Genomic DNA, 16,530 nt, shown 5'->3' on the forward strand with positions numbered 1-16,530 from the left:
CAGAGAAAGATGAGGATGTATACTACGAAGGATGAGGGTCTGGCCAGCCCGGCCGTCCGGACCGCCCTGCTGAAGGAGGACATTATCCCGGGCTCGGAGATCCTGCTGCGGACGCTGCTGCTCGAAGGGGTGGAATGCGTCTTCGGCTACCCGGGCGGCGCGCTTCTGTATATCTACGACGCCATGCACGGCAGCCGGCACTTCCGCCATATTCTCACGCGGCACGAGCAGGGGGCGATTCATGCGGCGGACGGTTATGCCCGCTCCACCGGGCGGACCGGCGTCTGTCTGGCCACCTCGGGTCCGGGGGCGACGAACCTGGTCACAGGCATAGCTACGGCATATGCCGATTCGGTGCCGCTGGTGGTCATTACCGGCAATGTCGCCACCTCGCTCATTGGCACGGACGCCTTCCAGGAGGCGGACATCATCGGCATGACCCAGCCGATCACCAAGCACAGCTACTTCGTCCGCCGGGCGGAGGACCTGGCGCAGACGCTGCGCTGCGCTTTCCACCTCGCGGGGACGGGGCGCAAGGGGCCGGTGCTCGTCGACATCCCGAAAGACGTCTCGGCGGAGCTGGCGGCGTTCCGCTATCCGGAAACGGTGGAGGTGCGCGGCTACGAGCCCTATCCGGAGCCGGATTCCGAGCGGATTGCGGAGCTGCTGGACGCCCTTGCTTGTGCGGAGCGGCCCCTCCTGCTGGCGGGGGGAGGCGCCGTGCGGTCGGGCGCGGAAGAGGCCCTGCTGGCGTTCGCCGGGCGGTCCGGTATCCCCGTGACGACCACGCTGCTCGGGCTGGCCGCCTTCCCCGGCGGGCATCCGCTGTGGCTCGGCATGCCGGGCATGCACGGCACGTATGCGGCCAACCGGGCGCTGCAGCACTGCGACCTGCTGATCTCCGCCGGCGCCCGCTTCGACGACCGCGTGACGATGAAGCTCGAAAGCTTTGCGCCCAAGGCTGAGGTAGCCCATATCGATCTGGATCCCGCGGAGGTGGGGAAGCTCGTTCCGGTGTCGATCCCCTTGATCGGGGATGTGCGATTGGTGCTCGAGGCGCTGCTTGATCGGATGCCGCAGCCGGCCGTGCAGACGCCGGCGAGAGAGGCCTGGCTCGCCCAGGTGCGCCGGTGGCAGGAGGAGCAGCCGCTGAAGTACACGGACTCGGACGCCGAGCTCAAGCCGCAGTATGTCATCGAGCTGCTGTCGAGGACCAGCGGCGGGGAGGCGATCGTCACCACCGACGTCGGACAGCACCAGATGTGGGCGGCGCAGTATTTTCGCCTGACGCGTCCCCGCTCCTTCCTCACCTCGGGAGGCCTCGGTACGATGGGCTTCGGGTTCCCCTCGGCGATCGGAGCGCAGTTCGGCAGCCCCGGCCGGCTCGTCATCTCGATCAACGGGGACGGGGGCATGCAGATGTGCGCCCAGGAGCTCGCCGTCTGCGCCCTGCACGGGCTGCCGGTCAAGATTGCCGTGATCAACAACCGGACGCTGGGCATGATCCGCCAGTGGCAGGAGCTGATCTATGAGGGACGGTTCTCGCATATCGATCTGGCGGGCTCCCCCGATTTTGTCCTGCTGGCGGAAGCGTACGGGGTCAAGGCCTTCCGCGCTTCGAGCCGGGAGGAAGCCGATGAGGTGTGGAGGGCGGCCCTTGCGCATCCGGGACCGGTTCTCGTTGACTTTGTGGTGGCGAAGGAGGAGCTGGTCTACCCGATGATTCCGCAGGGACGGGGGCTGGACGACATGATTCTGGGAGGGGATGTCCAATGAGAAAATGTACGCTGTCGCTGACCGTCCAGGACAGCCCGGGAGTGCTGCAGCGGATCGCGGGCCTGTTCGGACGCCGGGGCTATAATATGGACAGCATTACCGTAGGCGCCTCGGAAGAGGAGGGGACGGCGCGGGTCACGATTATTGTCCGCGAGGACGAGCGGAGCACGGAGCAGATCTGCCGGCAGCTCCGGAAGCTGATCGACGTGCTGGAGGTGAAGGAGCTCGGCCCCTCTTCCGGCGTGATCGGGAGGGAGCTCCTGCTCGTGAAGCTGCGTGCCGCTCCGGAGCAGCGCCCGGAGATCCTTGCGATGGCCGAGGCGTTCCGCTGCTCGGTCGTGGATGCCGGGCCGAACTCGCTGGTCCTGCAGTCAACCGGCGAGACCGAGAAGAATGACGCGTTCCTGCGGCTCGCCGGAGCCTACGGCATTCTGGAGGTGGCCCGCACGGGCGAAACCGCGATGTCCCGCGGGGAGAAAGAGGACGTGCGCCGTCTATCGTCCTGATCCGCCGGCTGGGCCGGCGGTCCCGCTGCATGCTCCCTCTGCATCCCCCGGTGAGGCATACACGGCCTCTTTGTTTCCCTGTCCGGCAGCCAGTTGCATTTTCTGCTATAATGTTCTGACAAAGGACGGGCAAAAAGGCGGGCGATGGATTCATGGAGAAACTGGCGGGAGAAGCGTGCGACGACACGTGTCAAGGCACCTCCTCTTTGGATGAGCTCAAAGAGGGCATGATTCAGGAAGGGACGGCGGCCTCTCTGGCGGACGTGTTCAAGGCGCTCGGCGATCCCACCCGGGTCAAAATCATCTATGCGCTGCTCCAGCAGGAGCTCTGCGTACACGATATCACCCAGGTGCTGGACATGGGCCAGTCGGCCGTGTCGCACCAGCTGCGGTATCTGCGCAATCTGCGGATCGTCAAACGGCGCAAGGAAGGCAAGACGGTATTCTATTCGCTGGACGACGAGCATATCGAACAGATCTTCGTGCAGATGCTGAAGCATGTGAAGCACGGTTGACGGCTTGAACTGCTGCAGGCTGCAGGAAGGCATACAGGGTACAGAGGATATTCCCGGCAGGGCCGGGGTACGGATTCGCGGTCAGATGACGACCGGGGGCCGGACCCCGGCCCTGTCTTTTTGGGACATATCCGTAAGTAACAACACGTATTAGCCCGTTACCGTTATCTGATAGGTTGGGTTAACGCGAATCGCCCTTACAAGGACGGCATCGGCGTTTACCACCTCACCGCCGGCTGAGATTCAGCCTCGAGGTCAACGGCCCGGGTAGTACGTGCCACGGACCGCCAACGGCGCAGCACCCTTACCCGAGCGACCGCTGGGTTCGGTCCATGACACCTTGAATGTAGGTCTGCAGGACCTCTATGAACAGCTTGGCCGCCTGCCCCATGAACCTGTCCGTGCGGTAGAGGATGCAGATGTCCTGGCTCGGCGTCGGATTCAGCAGCTGGACGGCAGAGATCTGCTCGCGCTGGAGATGATCCAGCAGCAGGCGGGGGAGAATGCACGCCCCGATGCCCTGTTCGACCAGGGAGAGCAGCGTGGACAGGGTGGAGGTGACGATCGGGTTGTCGATCGAGATCCCCTGCTGCTGACAGCAGGAATGGATCACCTTCGTGATCTGATGATCCGCACCGAACATCACCATCTTCAGCTGCTGCAGCTGTTCGAACGGAATCGCCTTCGCCTTGGCGGCCGGATGGTCCGACCGGATGGCCAGCGCAAACTCCTCATGGAACAAGGGGATGACGGCAATCCGGTCATCCGTTTTGTCGGGCACGGTGGTCACCCCGAGGTCCCGGGTCCCGGCCGCTACCTGCTCGTAGACATCCGTGCATTCCGTAACGCTGAGCGACAGCTTGGGATACTGTTTGTGAAAATCGACGAGCAGCGCGTCAAACAGCAGGTCGCCGTCTCCCGGGAGAATGCCGATGTCCAGCCTGCCGCCCTCCATGTGCTTCAGATCCCGGGTCGCCCCCCGGATATGATCGATGCGCTCGAAAATGAGCAGGCTCTGCTCCAATACGATCCGGCCCGCTTCCGTGAGCGCAATCCGCTTGCCTATGCGGTCGAATAGAGGCAGACCCAGCTCGTTCTCCAGGAATTTGATCTGCTGGCTGAGGTTCGACTGTGTCGTGCAGAGATTCTCGGCCGCTCTGGAAAAATGCATCTCCTTGCATACCGCGGCAAAATATTCAAGCTGTCTAAGCTCCATTCCTCGGGCTCCTTCCTGCTCACTTCGCTTCTTCTCCATTATAAAGGCGGATCGCCCCCAATCCCAGGTTTTTCCTGAGCTTCATTACTGAAACCGATTCTTATCATCGGAATTACGTGATTGCTGCCCGGGCAGGGGGAAGGTAATCTTAGGTTACGAAAGCGGATCACCAACTACCACTAAATCAGGAGGGATTTACCATGACGACCCAAGCGATATTCCACACCGCCAAAGTACTGCGTCAGATTGCGATCGGGCAGCTTCAGGGAGCCGAGGAGGAGAAGTTCGATGTGCAGCCTGAGGGATTCAGCAATACCGTCCGCTGGAATGCCGGCCATATGATTTATTTCCTGGATAAGTTCTCCACCCTCAGCTTCGGTACCCCGTCCGCCGTCCCGGATTCGTATGAGGCGTTCTTTACCTCCGGAACCAAGCCCTCCGATTGGACGCAGACTCCTCCGTCGAAGGAAGAGCTGCTCGGGCAGCTGTCGGCGCAGCTCACCCGCCTGTCCGAATGGACACCCGAGCTGCTGGAGCGTGAGCTGCCGTCTCCGGTGACCATGGGACCGTTCCAGTTTGGCACCGCCGCCGAGCTGTTCAACTTTGGCTTGATACACGATGCGATTCACCTTGGAGTCGTGAAAAGCCAGCTCCGTGCGATTCAGTAAGTTCTCGGGTGGTTAGCCGGCAGATGAGATCTCCCGCTTCCCGGGATGAATCAGGGCCGGTCCGCATACCTTGTAAGGTAGGCAGGCCGCCTCTGCGGCCGGGAAGGGGGAAGCCGGATGCTGAGGCGCCGCTGGAAGAGCAGCCCGTCGGGACGCACCCGGACGAAGCGCAATCTTCTGATTGCCCTTGCCGTGACCCTGCTGCTCCTGCTGCAGCTCTTTCTCTACCTCGAGAGGAATCTGAACCCGCCTCTTGCCGCACTGGCGAAGGTCCGGATGAAGCAGATGGCCACGGAAACCTTGAACGGCGCGATCTCCGAGCAGATTGCGATGAAGACGAGCTTCGATCGGCTCATGGAGTGGAAGACCGACCGGAACGGCAAGGTCACCGCCTTCATGCTGAACACGGCGGAGAACCTGCGGATTACCGGGGACACCGTGCGCGTCGTGCAGCAGCAGCTGGAGCGGATTGCGTCCATGCCGGAGGAGATTCCGCTCGGGCAGGCGATGCGATCGCCGCTGCTCGCCTCCTTCGGGCCGGATATCCCCATCCGCCTGGAGCCGGCCGGTTCGGCCAAGGTGGACCTCAGCACGCGGCACCAGAATGCGGGGATCAATATGGTGCTCGTGGAGGTATTCATCCGCATCCGGGTCGAGGTCAGCATCATTATTCCGTTCGATACCGTACCGGAGGTGGTTGAGACGGAGATTCCGATCTCTTACTCGCTGGTTGTGGGGGATGTGCCCACGTACTATTTTGACGGCAAAGGCAATCCTGTCGGCGGAACGAATGGGCCTGCGCCGGGACTTACGGTGCCGAACCTGAATCTGCTGCCCAAGGGAGCCCCGGCGGAATCGGCGGGAGGCTGATACGGACGGATGTTTCTTCCTCCCGCAGGCTTCGCAGGGAGCCCGAGCCCGCAGCATCTGCGTTCCGGAAGGTGTGGTGTGATAGCCGCCGCTGCCATGTCGGCGGCGGACGTGCCGAAGCGAAGAGCCCCGTGATCGCTCACGGGGCTCTTGATTCTCTGATATTTTAATTCGTCCTTAAAAGGCCGGCATTGGCGTTTATCTCAAAGCTGTGCCTGTATTACTTGCGGCGCCGCAGCCGTTCTTCCCGCTCCCACTTGCGCAGGTGCGGATAAGGGTCGAACGACCAGTCGGACAGCCCGTTATCCCGGTATAAGCCGTAATGCAGATGGGGCGGGAATTTGCCCGAGGTGCCGGGCTTGCCGTACCCGGAACTGCCGACCCAGCCGATCACCTGGCCCGGCTTCACGATCTCGCCCGGCTTGACTTCCTTTTTGTTAAAGCCGGAGAGGTGCGCATAGTAGTGGTATACATTGTTCAGGTCGCGGATTCCTATCCGCCAGCCTCCGTACGGATTCCAGCCCATGATCTCGACAATGCCGTAGGTCGCGCTGCGGACCGGCACGCCGTGACCGGCGAAGATATCGGTGCCTTCATGGATCCGGTAGCCGCCCCAGCCCCGGCTGGCTCCCCAGGTGCTCCGGTAGGAGTAGTCCGCGCCGAGCGGCATCACGAAGCAGTGCTCGTGAAGCTCCAGGGTATCAAAAGCGGCATAGATCCGCGCGAACTGGGTGATCCGGTCCACGCTCCGGCTGTTCTGGTAGTACTCCCAGAGGCCGATGCGGAGGTCGTCCTCTGCGGTCCCCTGCTGCTGAAGGTAGGAGGCCATGGAGAACAGGCGGTCGATATCGCTGGTGCGGTCGGCGAGCCCGTCGCCGTCGCCGTCCCGGCCGCGGCCGCCGAAGAAGCGGATGCTCTCGGGATTTTTGTCCTCGTGATCCGGATTCATCACACCGCCCCACTGCAGGTCGGTGTAATGAATCGCGATCCTGCCGTCCGGCGCCGGCCGCTTCTTCGCCAGATTCAAGGTGCGTTCGTACTGGTCCACGGCCGCCAAGTAATACCACGGAATGCCGGTCAGCGTACTGACCTTGTCGAACAGATCCCTGCGTTCGGCGAACATGGCTTTCATCCCGCCCCCGGCTTCGGGCTTGGCGGCCGAAGGGGCCTTGGCGGGCGCGCCGGCCCAGGCGTTCTCCGCTCCAAGCACGAGCCCGAGGAGCAGTGTGCCGGTCAGTACCGCAGCGCAGGCCCTGGTATGGATTGCCGTCATAGGTAAGCTTCCTCCTTCTGCTGGTCACGGATGCTTTGGCCGGCAGCTGTGCCGGATGGGCTCTGCCGGGAGGGGAGCCATCCGGTGCAGCAGCGCCCGACCCGGCTGCCGTAAGGGTACATTTCAATCCTTGGGGAGATGTCCAGCATCCCGCCGCAGGTGTTCATTCTTGGATAAGTCGCATGTGGGTAGGATGCACGCAGGGCCGGCTTTTTATCCATAGGGGAGTCTGCTATGATGAGGGCTGGGAGGGATGCGGCATGGGTTTCGAGCACCGTGAGGAGCATGTCGATGAGGGCATGCTGATGATCCAGGCGAACCTGGACGATATGAATCCGGAGATCACTTCGTATGTAACCGACCTGCTGTTCGAGCAGGGGGCGCACGATGTGTTTTGGATACCGATCATTATGAAAAAAGGGCGCCCCGGCGTCATGCTCAATGTCCTGACGGACGAGGCGTCGGCGGGCCGGATGGAGACGGTCATCTTCCGGGAGACGACGACGCTCGGGCTGCGGTACGGCCGCATGGCCTGCCACCGCCTGGGACGCAGCTTCCACGAGATCGAGACGCCTTGGGGAACCGTCTCCGTCAAGGCCGGCTTCCACCGGGGAGAGCTGGTCCAGTTCGCGCCCGAGTTCAAGGACTGCGAACGGGCGGCGAAAGCCGGAGGCGTACCTCTGAAGCGGGTCTATGACGAAGTGCGGCTTCGCTTCCTGCAGCAGGCTGCAGGCGGGCCGGATTGACCGGCCCCAGGTGCATCAGCATACGCAAAGAAGCGGCTCCCCGGCGGGAAGCCGCTTCTTTGCTGATATAGGGGCCATCCTCATTGGCACGCAGCGGAGCCGCCGGAATAACCCCTGGTGATATGCTGCCGGTCCTTCGCCACTTCCCGTGCGCCGGCCGCCGGCCTTCCGCCGTCTAATGCCGGTGGGTCTCCGGCTTCGGATCCCGGCCCTCATGGATATGCTCGGCCGGATGGCAGTGAGGATGAGCAGGAGCATGCGTATGCGTATGATCATGGGAATGATGCTCATGACCGTGCTCGTGAGGATGGTCGTGACCATGCTCATGATGATGCTCATGGGAATGTCCGTGGGAATGCTCATGATGGTGGTCATGCGCATGCGTATGACCGTGGTGATGGTGGTCCGGATCCTGGTGGTGATGGTGATGATGATCGTGCTCGTGATGGATTTCCTCATGATGCACGTGGTATTTGTTCAGGTACGGGTCGGACTGGCCCACCACTACGCGAAGCACGTTCGGCTGGTTGGGCAGGTCGCGGGTGCCCGCTCCGTAGCCGATCGTCTCGACGATCATCGGCGGCAGGCTCTTCGCGAACTCATCCACGAGGCCGGCGACAATGCCTGCGCCCGTCGGCGTCGTCATCTCCAGCGCATGGGAGGTAGGCAGGATCGGAAGGCCCCGCATCATCTCCAGCGTGGCCGGTGCCGGCACGGGATAGATCCCGTGGTCGCAGTGGACGGTGCCGGAGCCGAGCGGCACGGCGGACGAGAGGATTTTCTCGATCCGCAGGGAGTCGATCGCCAGCGCCGTGCCGATGACATCGACAATCGAATCGATGGCTCCGACCTCATGGAAGTGGACCTTCTCAATCGGAATGTTGTGAATCTTCGCTTCCGCCACGCCGATCTTCTCGAAGATCGAGAGGCTGAGCTTGACGACCCGGTCGTTGAAGCCGGCGCCTTCGATCATCCGTACGATCTCCGAATAGTGCCGATGCTGCTTCGGCGGGGTATTCGGATCGAGCAGCACATCCATCTTCAAGGACGAGATGCCGCGCTTGTTGACCCGCTTCCACTCGAGCGAGAAAGGCTCGATCTTGATGCGGCGCAGTTCTTCCTCAATGTATTCCCTGTCGGCTCCCGCATCGACGAGAGCGCCAAGCGTCATGTCTCCGCTGATGCCGGAGAAGCAATCGAGATACAGTAGTTTCATGGCTCATCCCTCTTCAGTTGGTTGTGGTGAATCAGCGCCGCATTGTAACCTGCCCCGAATCCGTTATCGATATTGACCACCGAGATGCCGGGAGCACAGGCATTGAGCATGGAGAGCAGGGCCGCCATGCCGTGGAAGCTGGCGCCGTAGCCGATACTGGTCGGCACGGCGATGACCGGCACCGACACGAGCCCGCCGACCACGCTGGCCAGCGCCCCTTCCATGCCGGCGGCGACCACGATAGCGCTTGCGCCGCGGATCTCGGGAAGGCGGCGGAACAGCCGGTGGATGCCGGCCACGCCGACATCATAGATGCGCTCGACGCGGCAGCCCATGCTCTCGGCGGTGATGGCCGCCTCTTCGGCCACGGGCAGGTCGGACGTGCCGGCAGCCAGCACGGCAATGTACCCGCCGCCTTCCGGCTGCGTTCCCGGCCGCGTCCAGGTGACGGCCCGCGCCTCGGGGTGGTATTCCGCGCCGGGCACCTGCTCGAGCACATAAGCGGCCTTGTCGGCATCGACGCGGGTGGCGAGCACCCGGGCGGTGTGGGGCGTCATGCGGGCGAAGATCTCCGCGATCTGCACCGCAGTCTTGCCTTCTCCGTAGATCACCTCGGGGAAGCCGGTCCGTGACGGGCGGCTGAGGTCGATGGCGGCGTAGCCGAGCGAATCGTCTACCTCCTGCGCTTCCAGGCTTGCAGCCTGTACGGGAGGCTTGGCCGCCGGGGCTTGCTTGCCCGGGGCCGTCTCTGCGCAGGCTTTGTCCATCTCGGCGGCATTGTAGACGGCCGATCCTGAGAAGCCTTCCTCCAGCAGACGCTGGGCTTCATCTATGTCAAGATCACCTGAACGAACGAGCTTTAGAATATGTAAGGAATTCATCATGGCTTCGGGACATCCTCCTTTAAACCTTTAAACACACATTCCTTAGTGTATCATACTTCCCGTCCTCTGCGTAATTTCAAAAGTGGATTGTTACGCCATTCGTGATATAATAAGTGGAACAGAGAAAAGTAATTTTTATCGGATAGATCCGCATTCTCGGAAAGCAGGGGAGCAGCCATGGCGACTTCATCTATAGAGCGCAAACCGGACTGGCTTAAAGTCAAGCTGGCCACCGGAGATAACTACAAGGAACTCAAAAATATGATGCGGAGCAAAACGCTCCATACGGTGTGCGAGGAAGCGAAATGCCCGAATATCCACGAATGCTGGGCAAGCGGAACGGCCACCTTTATGATTCTCGGCGATATCTGCACCCGGGCCTGCCGCTTCTGCGCGGTGAAGACCGGCCTGCCGACGGAGCTCGATTTGCAGGAGCCGGAGCGCGTGGCCGAGGCGGCCGAAGGCATGAGACTGCGCCACGTCGTCGTAACATCGGTGGCGAGGGACGATCTCAAGGACGGGGGGGCCTCGATCTTCGCAGAGACGATCCGCGCCATCCGCAGACGTCTGCCGCTGGCCGGCGTGGAAGTGCTCATTCCGGATTTTCAGGGGGATGAGGAATCACTGCGCATCGTGCTGGACGCGAAGCCCGACATCCTCAACCACAACATGGAGACGGTCGAACGCCTCTCGGATAAGGTCCGGGCCAAGGCCAAGTACGCCCGCTCCCTCGAGCTGCTTCAGCGCTCGAAGACGATCGCGCCGTCCATTCCGACCAAATCGAGCATTATGCTCGGCGTCGGCGAAGAGTGGAGCGAGATTCTGAAGACGATGGACGATCTCCGTGCCGTCGACTGCAATATCATGACGATCGGCCAATACCTGCAGCCGAGCCTGCAGCACCTGCCCGTATCGCAGTACTATACGCCGGAGCAGTTCTCCGAACTGAAGCAGGAAGGCCTGAAGCGTGGTTTCTCCCATGTGGAGTCCGGCCCGCTCGTACGCAGCTCCTACCACGCTCACGAACAAGTCCAATCGGCGCAGCATTCGTAAACCCCAGGGGAGGCAAGCATTGTGATCCATATTGCGGGCAAGAGTTACGAAGTGATCGTTGATCACAAGAACGGCTGGCGCTTTGAAGCATTCCGCGAGCGGTACAGCGAGGTGCTGGAGCGCTATGATTATATTGTCGGGGATTGGGGCTACAGCCAGCTCAGGCTGCGCGGGTTCTTCAAGGACAACCATCCGAAGGCCACCCGCGATTCGTCGATCTCGACCCTGCAGGATTATCTCAACGAATACTGCAACTTCGGGTGCGCTTATTTCATCATCGAGAAAGTGGCCAGCAAGCAGCTTGGTCCGGGTGAGAGCTATCCCGAAGGCATATACGACGACAGCGCACCCGTACCTGTCCCCGCAGCCGAAGGCGAAGGGACGGAGCGTCCCGCTGCGGAGGCCGGCAAGGGGAGCGATGCTCCGGCAGCTGCCGGGGCGGCGCCTTACCGGCAGGCTTACCAGCCGAACCGGCATGGCCCGCAGAACCGCGAGCGGAGTCACGGCGGCCGTCAAGGCGGCGGCGATCACCAGGGCGGACGCGGCCGGCAGGGCGGCGGTCGCGGCGGCGAAGGCCGTCAAGGCCGGCCGCACGGAGGCGGCGGTGGTCATCACGGCTCGGGGCCCAAGGGCCAGCAGAGCGGAGAATCCCGCGGTCATCAGGGCGGCGGCAAGCAGGGCCGGGGTTCTTCCCCGGGAGGCGGATCTTCATCCAAGCCGAAGTCCGAATCCTCCCGCGCGAACGTGTAATACCGGCAGCATTTACAGCTTCGTCTGCTTTTCGCACGGTTGTGCGGAGAGCGGGCGGAGCTTTTTTGATAAGAATGTAACTCTCGTGGAGGAAGGTACTGTAAAGCTAAAGTAAATTTTAGGTCTAGGGGCCCAGGACGGTGATATAATCAGTACAGCGATACAGCGTGAGATGAACAGAAGGAGTAGAGTGACCTTTGGAGCTGTGGATGGACATGCCGCTGACCTATGCTCTGTATGCCTCCGCCGGACAGCCTGCAGGGGTTGGTCTGGTGGCGGGTATCGTTGCTGTCATCATGGTCGGCGGAATCAGTGCGGGAATGGTCATGGGCCGCCGGGAGATCGATTCCGGAACCGAAGAAGAGAGCGCCTTCATGGAGTCGGAGCAGAGGCCCGGCGTTCCTCCCCGGCGGAAGGATGACTAGGATAAGATAAACGGCCCTGCCGATCTGTAAGGGCGGTGCGCGTTTATTACACATTTCAGATGTCGGAACAGCGCGTCTGCGGGTGCTCCTTTCTGACATATGAACAAGAAGCCGCTGCTTCCAGAAGCAGCGGCTTTGATTCGTAGAGGAGGATTGCCATGCAGCGCATCGATCCGCTTCTTAACACAAGCGGTGAAGCCTCCTGCTCACATCATATCGTACCCGATAAATGCCTCGCGGACCCGGCTCCAGAAGGGGAACGGGCGGAAGCGGGCGAATTTGACCTTCTTGCCGGCGGCTACCATGCTCCGGATTGAGACGATATCGCTACGCTGCATGTACACATGATCCAGAGAGAGCACGATGTTCTGGTTCGTCCGCGGTGTAATGTCGCAGTGATGGTGCTTCGGCAGCAGGATCGGCGATCCGAGCGTCCGGTAGACCCGGTTGTTGATCGAAGCGATCTCGGCGATCTGAATCGCATCCAGGGAAGGATGGACAATGGCGCCTCCTAGGCTTTTGTTGTACGCGGTGCTGCCGGACGGCGTGGAGATGCAGATGCCGTCGCCTCGGAATGTCTCGAGCAGCTCGTCGTTGATGTGCAGCTGGGCGACCAGGGTGGCGTCCACGCCCTTCAGCGTGAACTCGTTGAGTGCAAGCTCCGTCTCGATATGGCCGGCGCCCGTCGTGATCTGGATCTCGACCAGCGGATACTTGACGACCCGCAGATCGTTCTGCTTGGCGCTCTCTCCCATGAGCTGGGCGAGCAGCTCGACTTCGTCGGGCTTCCAGTCCGCGAAGAAGCCGAGGCGGCCGGTATGAATGCCGACGAAGGAGATATGGTCGAGCTGTTCCTTGTACCGGTGGAAGGCGTGCAGCAGGGTTCCGTCCCCGCCGATCGACAGGACGATATCCGGCTGCTCCTCCTCATGAATGAGCCCGTGCGCTTGAATCAGCTTGTGGAAAGTATGCATCAACTGGAATGAAATCTCATCGCCGCGGTGAACCACATTGTATTTCAAACGGTTGCCCTCCTATAAATACGCCCCGTCAGCCTTCGGCCGTCGTGGCGATGCAGTACTGGTCAATCAGAGCCGCCAGACTCTCCGGCACATGCCGGAAGCGGACGGCCACCCGGTAAGCGTCGCTCCCGAAGTGCGACACCCGGACGACTTCGCCGCCGGCGCTCAGCTTCTGTTCGAGCGGCGGCAGCACGAACGTGAAATCCAGCTCGAGTGCAGGGAAAAGCCGGACCGGCGTGACGAACGAGATGCCGCCCACGGACAAGTCGAGAATCTGCCCGGTGAAGGCGACGCCCTGCGGTGCCGTCTGTCCCCGGATGCCGACAATGCGGCAGGTCACCGGCGTGCGGACCCCTAGCGGGGCCCGCTCATGCTTCCGGTGGGAAGCCTTCCGGAGCACCTCGGGAGCGGACAGCGTCAGGGTGCACAGGCTGCGGCGCAGCTCAAGCTGCTGCAGCTCCACCAGGGCATGATGAAGAATGCCGTTCGCCCGGTAAGAGAATTCAACGAAGCTGACGTGATGCAGCTTCTCCAGAGGGTGGACCGCCGGAGTTTCGAGGGTGACGGTCATCCGTTCCCCGTCGGCCCGGACAAGCCGAAACTCGTCCTCATAGCAGAAGGGCAGCCCTTCCTTCGTCTCGCCGACGAAGACAAGGGTGCAGCTCCCGGGGACCGGCAGTGTGCCGGTCTCTAATGCTTGGTTCCATTTCATGAGCGATCACCTGCGTGTTCATTAGTGGGAACCCCTCTGTCTCTTTGTTAGTTCCATCATAATTTATTATGGGGGAGAAAACAAATGCCTTCCGTACTGGAATCCCCGTCCGCTCAGCCGCCGGATGACCGGTAAGCGCCTTCCTCAGCGTGCAAAAAACCAAGCTGCCGGCGGCAGCTTGGTTGAAGGGACACGGGGGTTACAGTGAGGTCAGCAGCGGCAGCTCGAAGCGCCGGATGAAGTTCGCCGAGACGGGGTGAACCCGCACGGAGAAGTGCGCTCCATGCTTCAGGTGTCCCGGAATTCTCGCCCGGTAGAGCACCGTCCGCTCTTCGAGCTCGCGGGCGGGCTCCATGGGGACGAGCACCGGCTCCCAGCCCCCGGGACGCTCTTCATAATACAGAATTTCTACGGCCGTGTCCTTGTACCAGACGGGACCGAATTTGACGGTGGCCGTCACTTCCTTCTCCGCGTTCTGGACCGTCCCCCCGTCATTGACTTCGACGATGCGGACATGGTGCCAGTTCTCACGGATGAACCGCTTGTAGTCGGCCACCTTCGTCGCTTCCTCATGCTCGTTGGCGACGAAATGCTGGGTCCGCTGCAGGGAAGGGACATAGGTCACGTTGGTATAATCCATCACCATCCGGTCGGTGTTGTACATCGGCGCCAAGGTGACGATCGAGCGCTTCATCCGCTTTACCCATGGCGACGGCACGCCGCTCTCGCTGTAGTACAGCGGTACGATCTCTTCCTCGAGCACACGGTAGATCGATTCGGTATTCTCCCGCTCCTGGGTCTCGAAGTCCGCTTCGTTGTTCGCTTCGATGCTCCAGCCGTTGGTGCCGTCGTAGCCTTCCTCCCACCAGCCGTCGAGTACGCTGAAGTTGATGACGCCGTTCATCGCCGCCTTCTCGCCGCTGGTGCCGCTGGCTTCATAAGGACGGCGCGGGTTGTTGAGCCAGACGTCGACGCCCTGTACGAGATATCGGGCCAGGTTCATGTCGTAATTCTCGAGCAGCACGACCTTGCCGCGGAAACGGTCCATCTGGGAGACCCGGTAGATCTCGCGGATGAGCTCCTGGCCGGGGTGGTCCGCCGGATGGGCCTTGCCCGCGAAGAGGAACTGCACCGGGCGCTCCGGATCATTCACCAGCCGGTCGAGCCGATCCAGGTCACCAAAGATCAGATTGGCCCGCTTATAGGTCGCGAACCGTCTTGCGAACCCGATGGTCAGGGCATCGGGGTTCAGGTACTCGCGCACTTCCTCGATCCGCTCCGCGGTCATGCTGTTGCGGCGCCGGTGCTCGCGCAGGTTCGCACGGGCGTGGAGGACCAGCTTCTCCTTCAGACTCTTGTGGACAGACCACAGGGATTCATCCGGGATGAGATTGATTTTCTCCCAGAGATCCGGATTCGCCTGGTTCAGGGTCCACGTGCCGGGCAGGAAGCGGCTGTACAGCTCCTTGAGCTCGGGGGCGAGCCAGGTCGGCAGGTGAATGCCGTTGGTGATATGGCCGATCGGGACCTCACGCACGTCGATATCGCCGTGGAAGGCTCGGAACATCTCCCGGGAGACGTGCCCGTGCAGCTTGCTTACCCCGTTGCGCAGGGCCGCCGCATTCATGGCGAGGTACGTCATGTTGAACGCATTCTTGCCCTGGTCATAGCCGAGCTGCCTGAACGCTTCCCTGTGCTGGGCATAGTCATGGAACAGGCGGCTGAAGTAGTAATCGAACATCGCCATCGGGAAGGCGTCATGGCCCGCCGGCACCGGCGTATGGGTCGTGAACACCGTCGAGGCCCGGATGATCTCCAGCGCCACATGAAAGGGCAGACCCTTGTCAAGCTGCTCCCGGATCCGCTCGAAGGCCAGGAAGGCGGCATGCCCTTCGTTGATGTGGTAAGCGCCGGTCGGCAGACCGAGGGCCCGCAGCGCCTTGACCCCGCCTACGCCCAGGAGAATCTCCTGCGCAATCCGTGTATCCTGGTTGCCCCCGTAGAGCTGCGCGGTCAGTTCGCGGTCCCACGGGCTGTTGACCTCGAGGTCGGCATCGAGGAGGTAGACCGGGTTGCGGCCGACCTGCACCTGCCATACCTTGAGGCGGACCTCCCGGTCGGCGACCGCGACGGTAACATACAGCTCTTCGCCCGGGGCAGCGCCGTTTTCTGCGGGCACATAGGCCGGGATGATCGGGAGTTTGTCAAAATCATAGGACACGCTCTCGGCGAATTGGGCTCCGTGTCCGTCCAGCTTCTGATTGAAATAGCCTTTCTTGTAGAGGAGCCCGATGCCCGCAAGAGGAATCCCCAGATCGCTGGCGGACTTGCAGTGGTCCCCGGCCAGCACCCCGAGGCCCCCCGAGTAGATCGGGAGCGACTCATGGAAGCCGAACTCGGCGGAGAAATAGGCGATCGCCTGCCGCGTATGCTGCGGATACTGCTGGCTGAACCAGGTCGAAGCCGCCATATACTCGTCGTACTCGTTCAGTACGGCGTCCATCGTTTTGAGGAAGCCGCTGTCCTGCGCCCGCTTCTCGAGTACGGCGGGATCGATCTCGGTCAGCAGACGGACCGGGTTGTGCTGATACTGGTTCCAGAGTACCGGATCAATCCGCGAGAACAGGGACAGGGCGCTGTCATTCCAGCTGAACCACAGGTTGTAAGCGAGCTCCGACAAGCGGCGGAGCCGGGCCGGAAGCTTGATATTGCGGGCTTGGAACTTCGTAAGCATAGGTTTCACCTCTACCCCCATTTTTACGTTCCCGGCTTCGGGAGGCGCGGGACACGTTGAACTGTTCCGGGTCGGACGGACTCGGCTCGGGAGCATGCCGGCCCGGAGTGAACTTGAGCGGACAGATGCGGCCGTTGTCAGGCTGCCCTTCGGTTCGGAGCCCG

Annotated in this window: 17 protein-coding genes; 9 read left to right on the forward strand and 8 right to left on the reverse strand. The window is 61.8% G+C overall.

Annotated features, from left to right (window positions below; all coding sequences use genetic code 11):
• Positions 1-9 precede the first annotated feature (9 nt).
• From ilvB to PM3016_RS05295, 3 genes are all read left to right on the forward strand, one after another.
• Complete coding sequence (gene ilvB / locus PM3016_RS05285; RefSeq protein WP_014368670.1) at positions 10-1,776, forward strand: biosynthetic-type acetolactate synthase large subunit; 1,767 nt, start codon at positions 10-12, stop codon at positions 1,774-1,776.
• Positions 1,773-2,282, forward strand: a complete 510-nt coding sequence (ilvN, locus tag PM3016_RS05290) for an acetolactate synthase small subunit (RefSeq protein ID WP_014368671.1) — start codon at positions 1,773-1,775, stop codon at positions 2,280-2,282. Before ilvB ends, ilvN begins: the two co-directional genes overlap by 4 nt.
• Before the next feature lie 152 nt (positions 2,283-2,434).
• The gene (locus PM3016_RS05295) at positions 2,435-2,797 is read left to right on the forward strand and encodes an ArsR/SmtB family transcription factor (protein ID WP_014368672.1); all 363 of its coding nucleotides are present in this window, start codon (positions 2,435-2,437) and stop codon (positions 2,795-2,797) included.
• A 304-nt stretch (positions 2,798-3,101) separates the two neighbouring features.
• Here PM3016_RS05295 and PM3016_RS05300 read toward each other — a convergent pair whose 3' ends face one another.
• Complete coding sequence (locus tag PM3016_RS05300) at positions 3,102-4,013, reverse strand: LysR family transcriptional regulator (RefSeq protein WP_014368673.1); 912 nt, start codon at positions 4,011-4,013, stop codon at positions 3,102-3,104.
• Between the two features lie 200 nt (positions 4,014-4,213).
• On the opposite strand from PM3016_RS05300, the gene PM3016_RS05305 reads away from it, so the two are divergent.
• Both PM3016_RS05305 and yunB read left to right on the forward strand, forming a co-directional pair.
• A complete protein-coding gene (locus PM3016_RS05305; protein ID WP_014368674.1) occupies positions 4,214-4,681 on the forward strand; it encodes a DinB family protein in 468 nt (155 codons plus the stop codon).
• A gap of 117 nt (positions 4,682-4,798) precedes the next feature.
• Positions 4,799-5,551 (forward strand): sporulation protein YunB, encoded by a 753-nt coding sequence (gene yunB / locus PM3016_RS05310; protein ID WP_014368675.1) that lies wholly within the window; start codon positions 4,799-4,801, stop codon positions 5,549-5,551.
• A gap of 220 nt (positions 5,552-5,771) precedes the next feature.
• Here the strand turns inward: yunB and PM3016_RS05315 are convergent, their stop codons facing one another.
• Together PM3016_RS05315 and PM3016_RS05320 are read right to left on the reverse strand one after the other, a co-directional pair.
• The gene (locus PM3016_RS05315) at positions 5,772-6,824 is read right to left on the reverse strand and encodes a M23 family metallopeptidase (RefSeq protein ID WP_013917317.1); all 1,053 of its coding nucleotides are present in this window, start codon (positions 6,822-6,824) and stop codon (positions 5,772-5,774) included.
• Positions 6,821-7,045 carry a hypothetical protein gene (locus PM3016_RS05320; RefSeq protein WP_041619035.1) on the reverse strand — a complete coding sequence of 75 codons (225 nt, stop codon included), beginning with the start codon at positions 7,043-7,045 and terminating at the stop codon, positions 6,821-6,823. The genes PM3016_RS05315 and PM3016_RS05320 overlap by 4 nt, the downstream gene beginning before the upstream one ends.
• 39 nt (positions 7,046-7,084) lie before the next feature.
• Here PM3016_RS05320 and larC2 point away from each other — a divergent pair, with 39 nt between their 5' ends.
• Positions 7,085-7,570: a nickel pincer cofactor biosynthesis protein LarC2 gene (larC2, locus tag PM3016_RS05325; RefSeq protein ID WP_013917319.1), complete on the forward strand. Its 486-nt coding sequence runs from the start codon at positions 7,085-7,087 to the stop codon at positions 7,568-7,570.
• 175 nt (positions 7,571-7,745) lie between these two features.
• On the opposite strand, the gene larC is transcribed toward larC2, so the two are convergent.
• Entirely contained in the window at positions 7,746-8,786 is a 1,041-nt protein-coding gene (larC, locus tag PM3016_RS05330; protein WP_013917320.1) for a nickel pincer cofactor biosynthesis protein LarC, read from the reverse strand.
• A complete protein-coding gene (gene larB / locus PM3016_RS05335; protein ID WP_014368676.1) occupies positions 8,783-9,670 on the reverse strand; it encodes a nickel pincer cofactor biosynthesis protein LarB in 888 nt (295 codons plus the stop codon). Before larB ends, larC begins: the two co-directional genes overlap by 4 nt.
• 177 nt (positions 9,671-9,847) lie before the next feature.
• On the opposite strand from larB, the gene lipA reads away from it, so the two are divergent.
• The 3 genes from lipA (at position 9,848) to PM3016_RS05350 (ending at position 11,898) form a co-directional block, all read left to right on the forward strand.
• Positions 9,848-10,723, forward strand: coding sequence for a lipoyl synthase (gene lipA, locus PM3016_RS05340; RefSeq protein ID WP_013917323.1), 876 nt, complete (start codon positions 9,848-9,850; stop codon positions 10,721-10,723).
• A 21-nt stretch (positions 10,724-10,744) separates the two neighbouring features.
• On the forward strand, positions 10,745-11,473 hold the full coding sequence (locus PM3016_RS05345) for a YutD family protein (protein ID WP_014368677.1): 729 nt from the start codon (positions 10,745-10,747) through the stop codon (positions 11,471-11,473).
• Positions 11,474-11,670: 197 nt separating this feature from the next.
• Positions 11,671-11,898, forward strand: coding sequence for a hypothetical protein (locus PM3016_RS05350; protein ID WP_014649543.1), 228 nt, complete (start codon positions 11,671-11,673; stop codon positions 11,896-11,898).
• A gap of 206 nt (positions 11,899-12,104) precedes the next feature.
• Here the strand turns inward: PM3016_RS05350 and PM3016_RS05355 are convergent, their stop codons facing one another.
• The 3 genes from PM3016_RS05355 to glgP all read right to left on the reverse strand — a co-directional run bounded on the left by PM3016_RS05355 (position 12,105) and on the right by glgP (position 16,366).
• Entirely contained in the window at positions 12,105-12,920 is an 816-nt protein-coding gene (locus PM3016_RS05355; RefSeq protein ID WP_013917327.1) for an NAD kinase, read from the reverse strand.
• Between the two features lie 28 nt (positions 12,921-12,948).
• Positions 12,949-13,632, reverse strand: a complete 684-nt coding sequence (locus tag PM3016_RS05360) for a PilZ domain-containing protein (RefSeq protein ID WP_013917328.1) — start codon at positions 13,630-13,632, stop codon at positions 12,949-12,951.
• 199 nt (positions 13,633-13,831) lie between these two features.
• Entirely contained in the window at positions 13,832-16,366 is a 2,535-nt protein-coding gene (glgP, locus tag PM3016_RS05365; protein ID WP_014368679.1) for an alpha-glucan family phosphorylase, read from the reverse strand.
• Between the last annotated feature and the right edge of the window lie 164 nt (positions 16,367-16,530).

Origin of the sequence: Paenibacillus mucilaginosus 3016 (assembly GCF_000250655.1) — a bacterium.
Classification (GTDB): Bacteria; Bacillota; Bacilli; order Paenibacillales; family NBRC-103111; genus Paenibacillus_G; species Paenibacillus_G mucilaginosus.

What these genes read in the sequence shown, in the direction of transcription:
- ilvB (WP_014368670.1), top strand. Translation starts at nt 10, where the DNA reads ATGAGGATGTATACTACGAAGGATGAGGGTCTGGCCAGCCCGGCCGTC.
- ilvN (WP_014368671.1), top strand. Translation starts at nt 1,773, where the DNA reads ATGAGAAAATGTACGCTGTCGCTGACCGTCCAGGACAGCCCGGGAGTG.
- PM3016_RS05295 (WP_014368672.1), top strand. Translation starts at nt 2,435, where the DNA reads ATGGAGAAACTGGCGGGAGAAGCGTGCGACGACACGTGTCAAGGCACC.
- PM3016_RS05300 (WP_014368673.1), bottom strand. Translation starts at nt 4,013, where the DNA reads ATGGAGCTTAGACAGCTTGAATATTTTGCCGCGGTATGCAAGGAGATG.
- PM3016_RS05305 (WP_014368674.1), top strand. Translation starts at nt 4,214, where the DNA reads ATGACGACCCAAGCGATATTCCACACCGCCAAAGTACTGCGTCAGATT.
- yunB (WP_014368675.1), top strand. Translation starts at nt 4,799, where the DNA reads ATGCTGAGGCGCCGCTGGAAGAGCAGCCCGTCGGGACGCACCCGGACG.
- PM3016_RS05315 (WP_013917317.1), bottom strand. Translation starts at nt 6,824, where the DNA reads ATGACGGCAATCCATACCAGGGCCTGCGCTGCGGTACTGACCGGCACA.
- PM3016_RS05320 (WP_041619035.1), bottom strand. Translation starts at nt 7,045, where the DNA reads ATGGATAAAAAGCCGGCCCTGCGTGCATCCTACCCACATGCGACTTAT.
- larC2 (WP_013917319.1), top strand. Translation starts at nt 7,085, where the DNA reads ATGGGTTTCGAGCACCGTGAGGAGCATGTCGATGAGGGCATGCTGATG.
- larC (WP_013917320.1), bottom strand. Translation starts at nt 8,786, where the DNA reads ATGAAACTACTGTATCTCGATTGCTTCTCCGGCATCAGCGGAGACATG.
- larB (WP_014368676.1), bottom strand. Translation starts at nt 9,670, where the DNA reads ATGATGAATTCCTTACATATTCTAAAGCTCGTTCGTTCAGGTGATCTT.
- lipA (WP_013917323.1), top strand. Translation starts at nt 9,848, where the DNA reads ATGGCGACTTCATCTATAGAGCGCAAACCGGACTGGCTTAAAGTCAAG.
- PM3016_RS05360 (WP_013917328.1), bottom strand. Translation starts at nt 13,632, where the DNA reads ATGAAATGGAACCAAGCATTAGAGACCGGCACACTGCCGGTCCCCGGG.
- glgP (WP_014368679.1), bottom strand. Translation starts at nt 16,366, where the DNA reads ATGCTTACGAAGTTCCAAGCCCGCAATATCAAGCTTCCGGCCCGGCTC.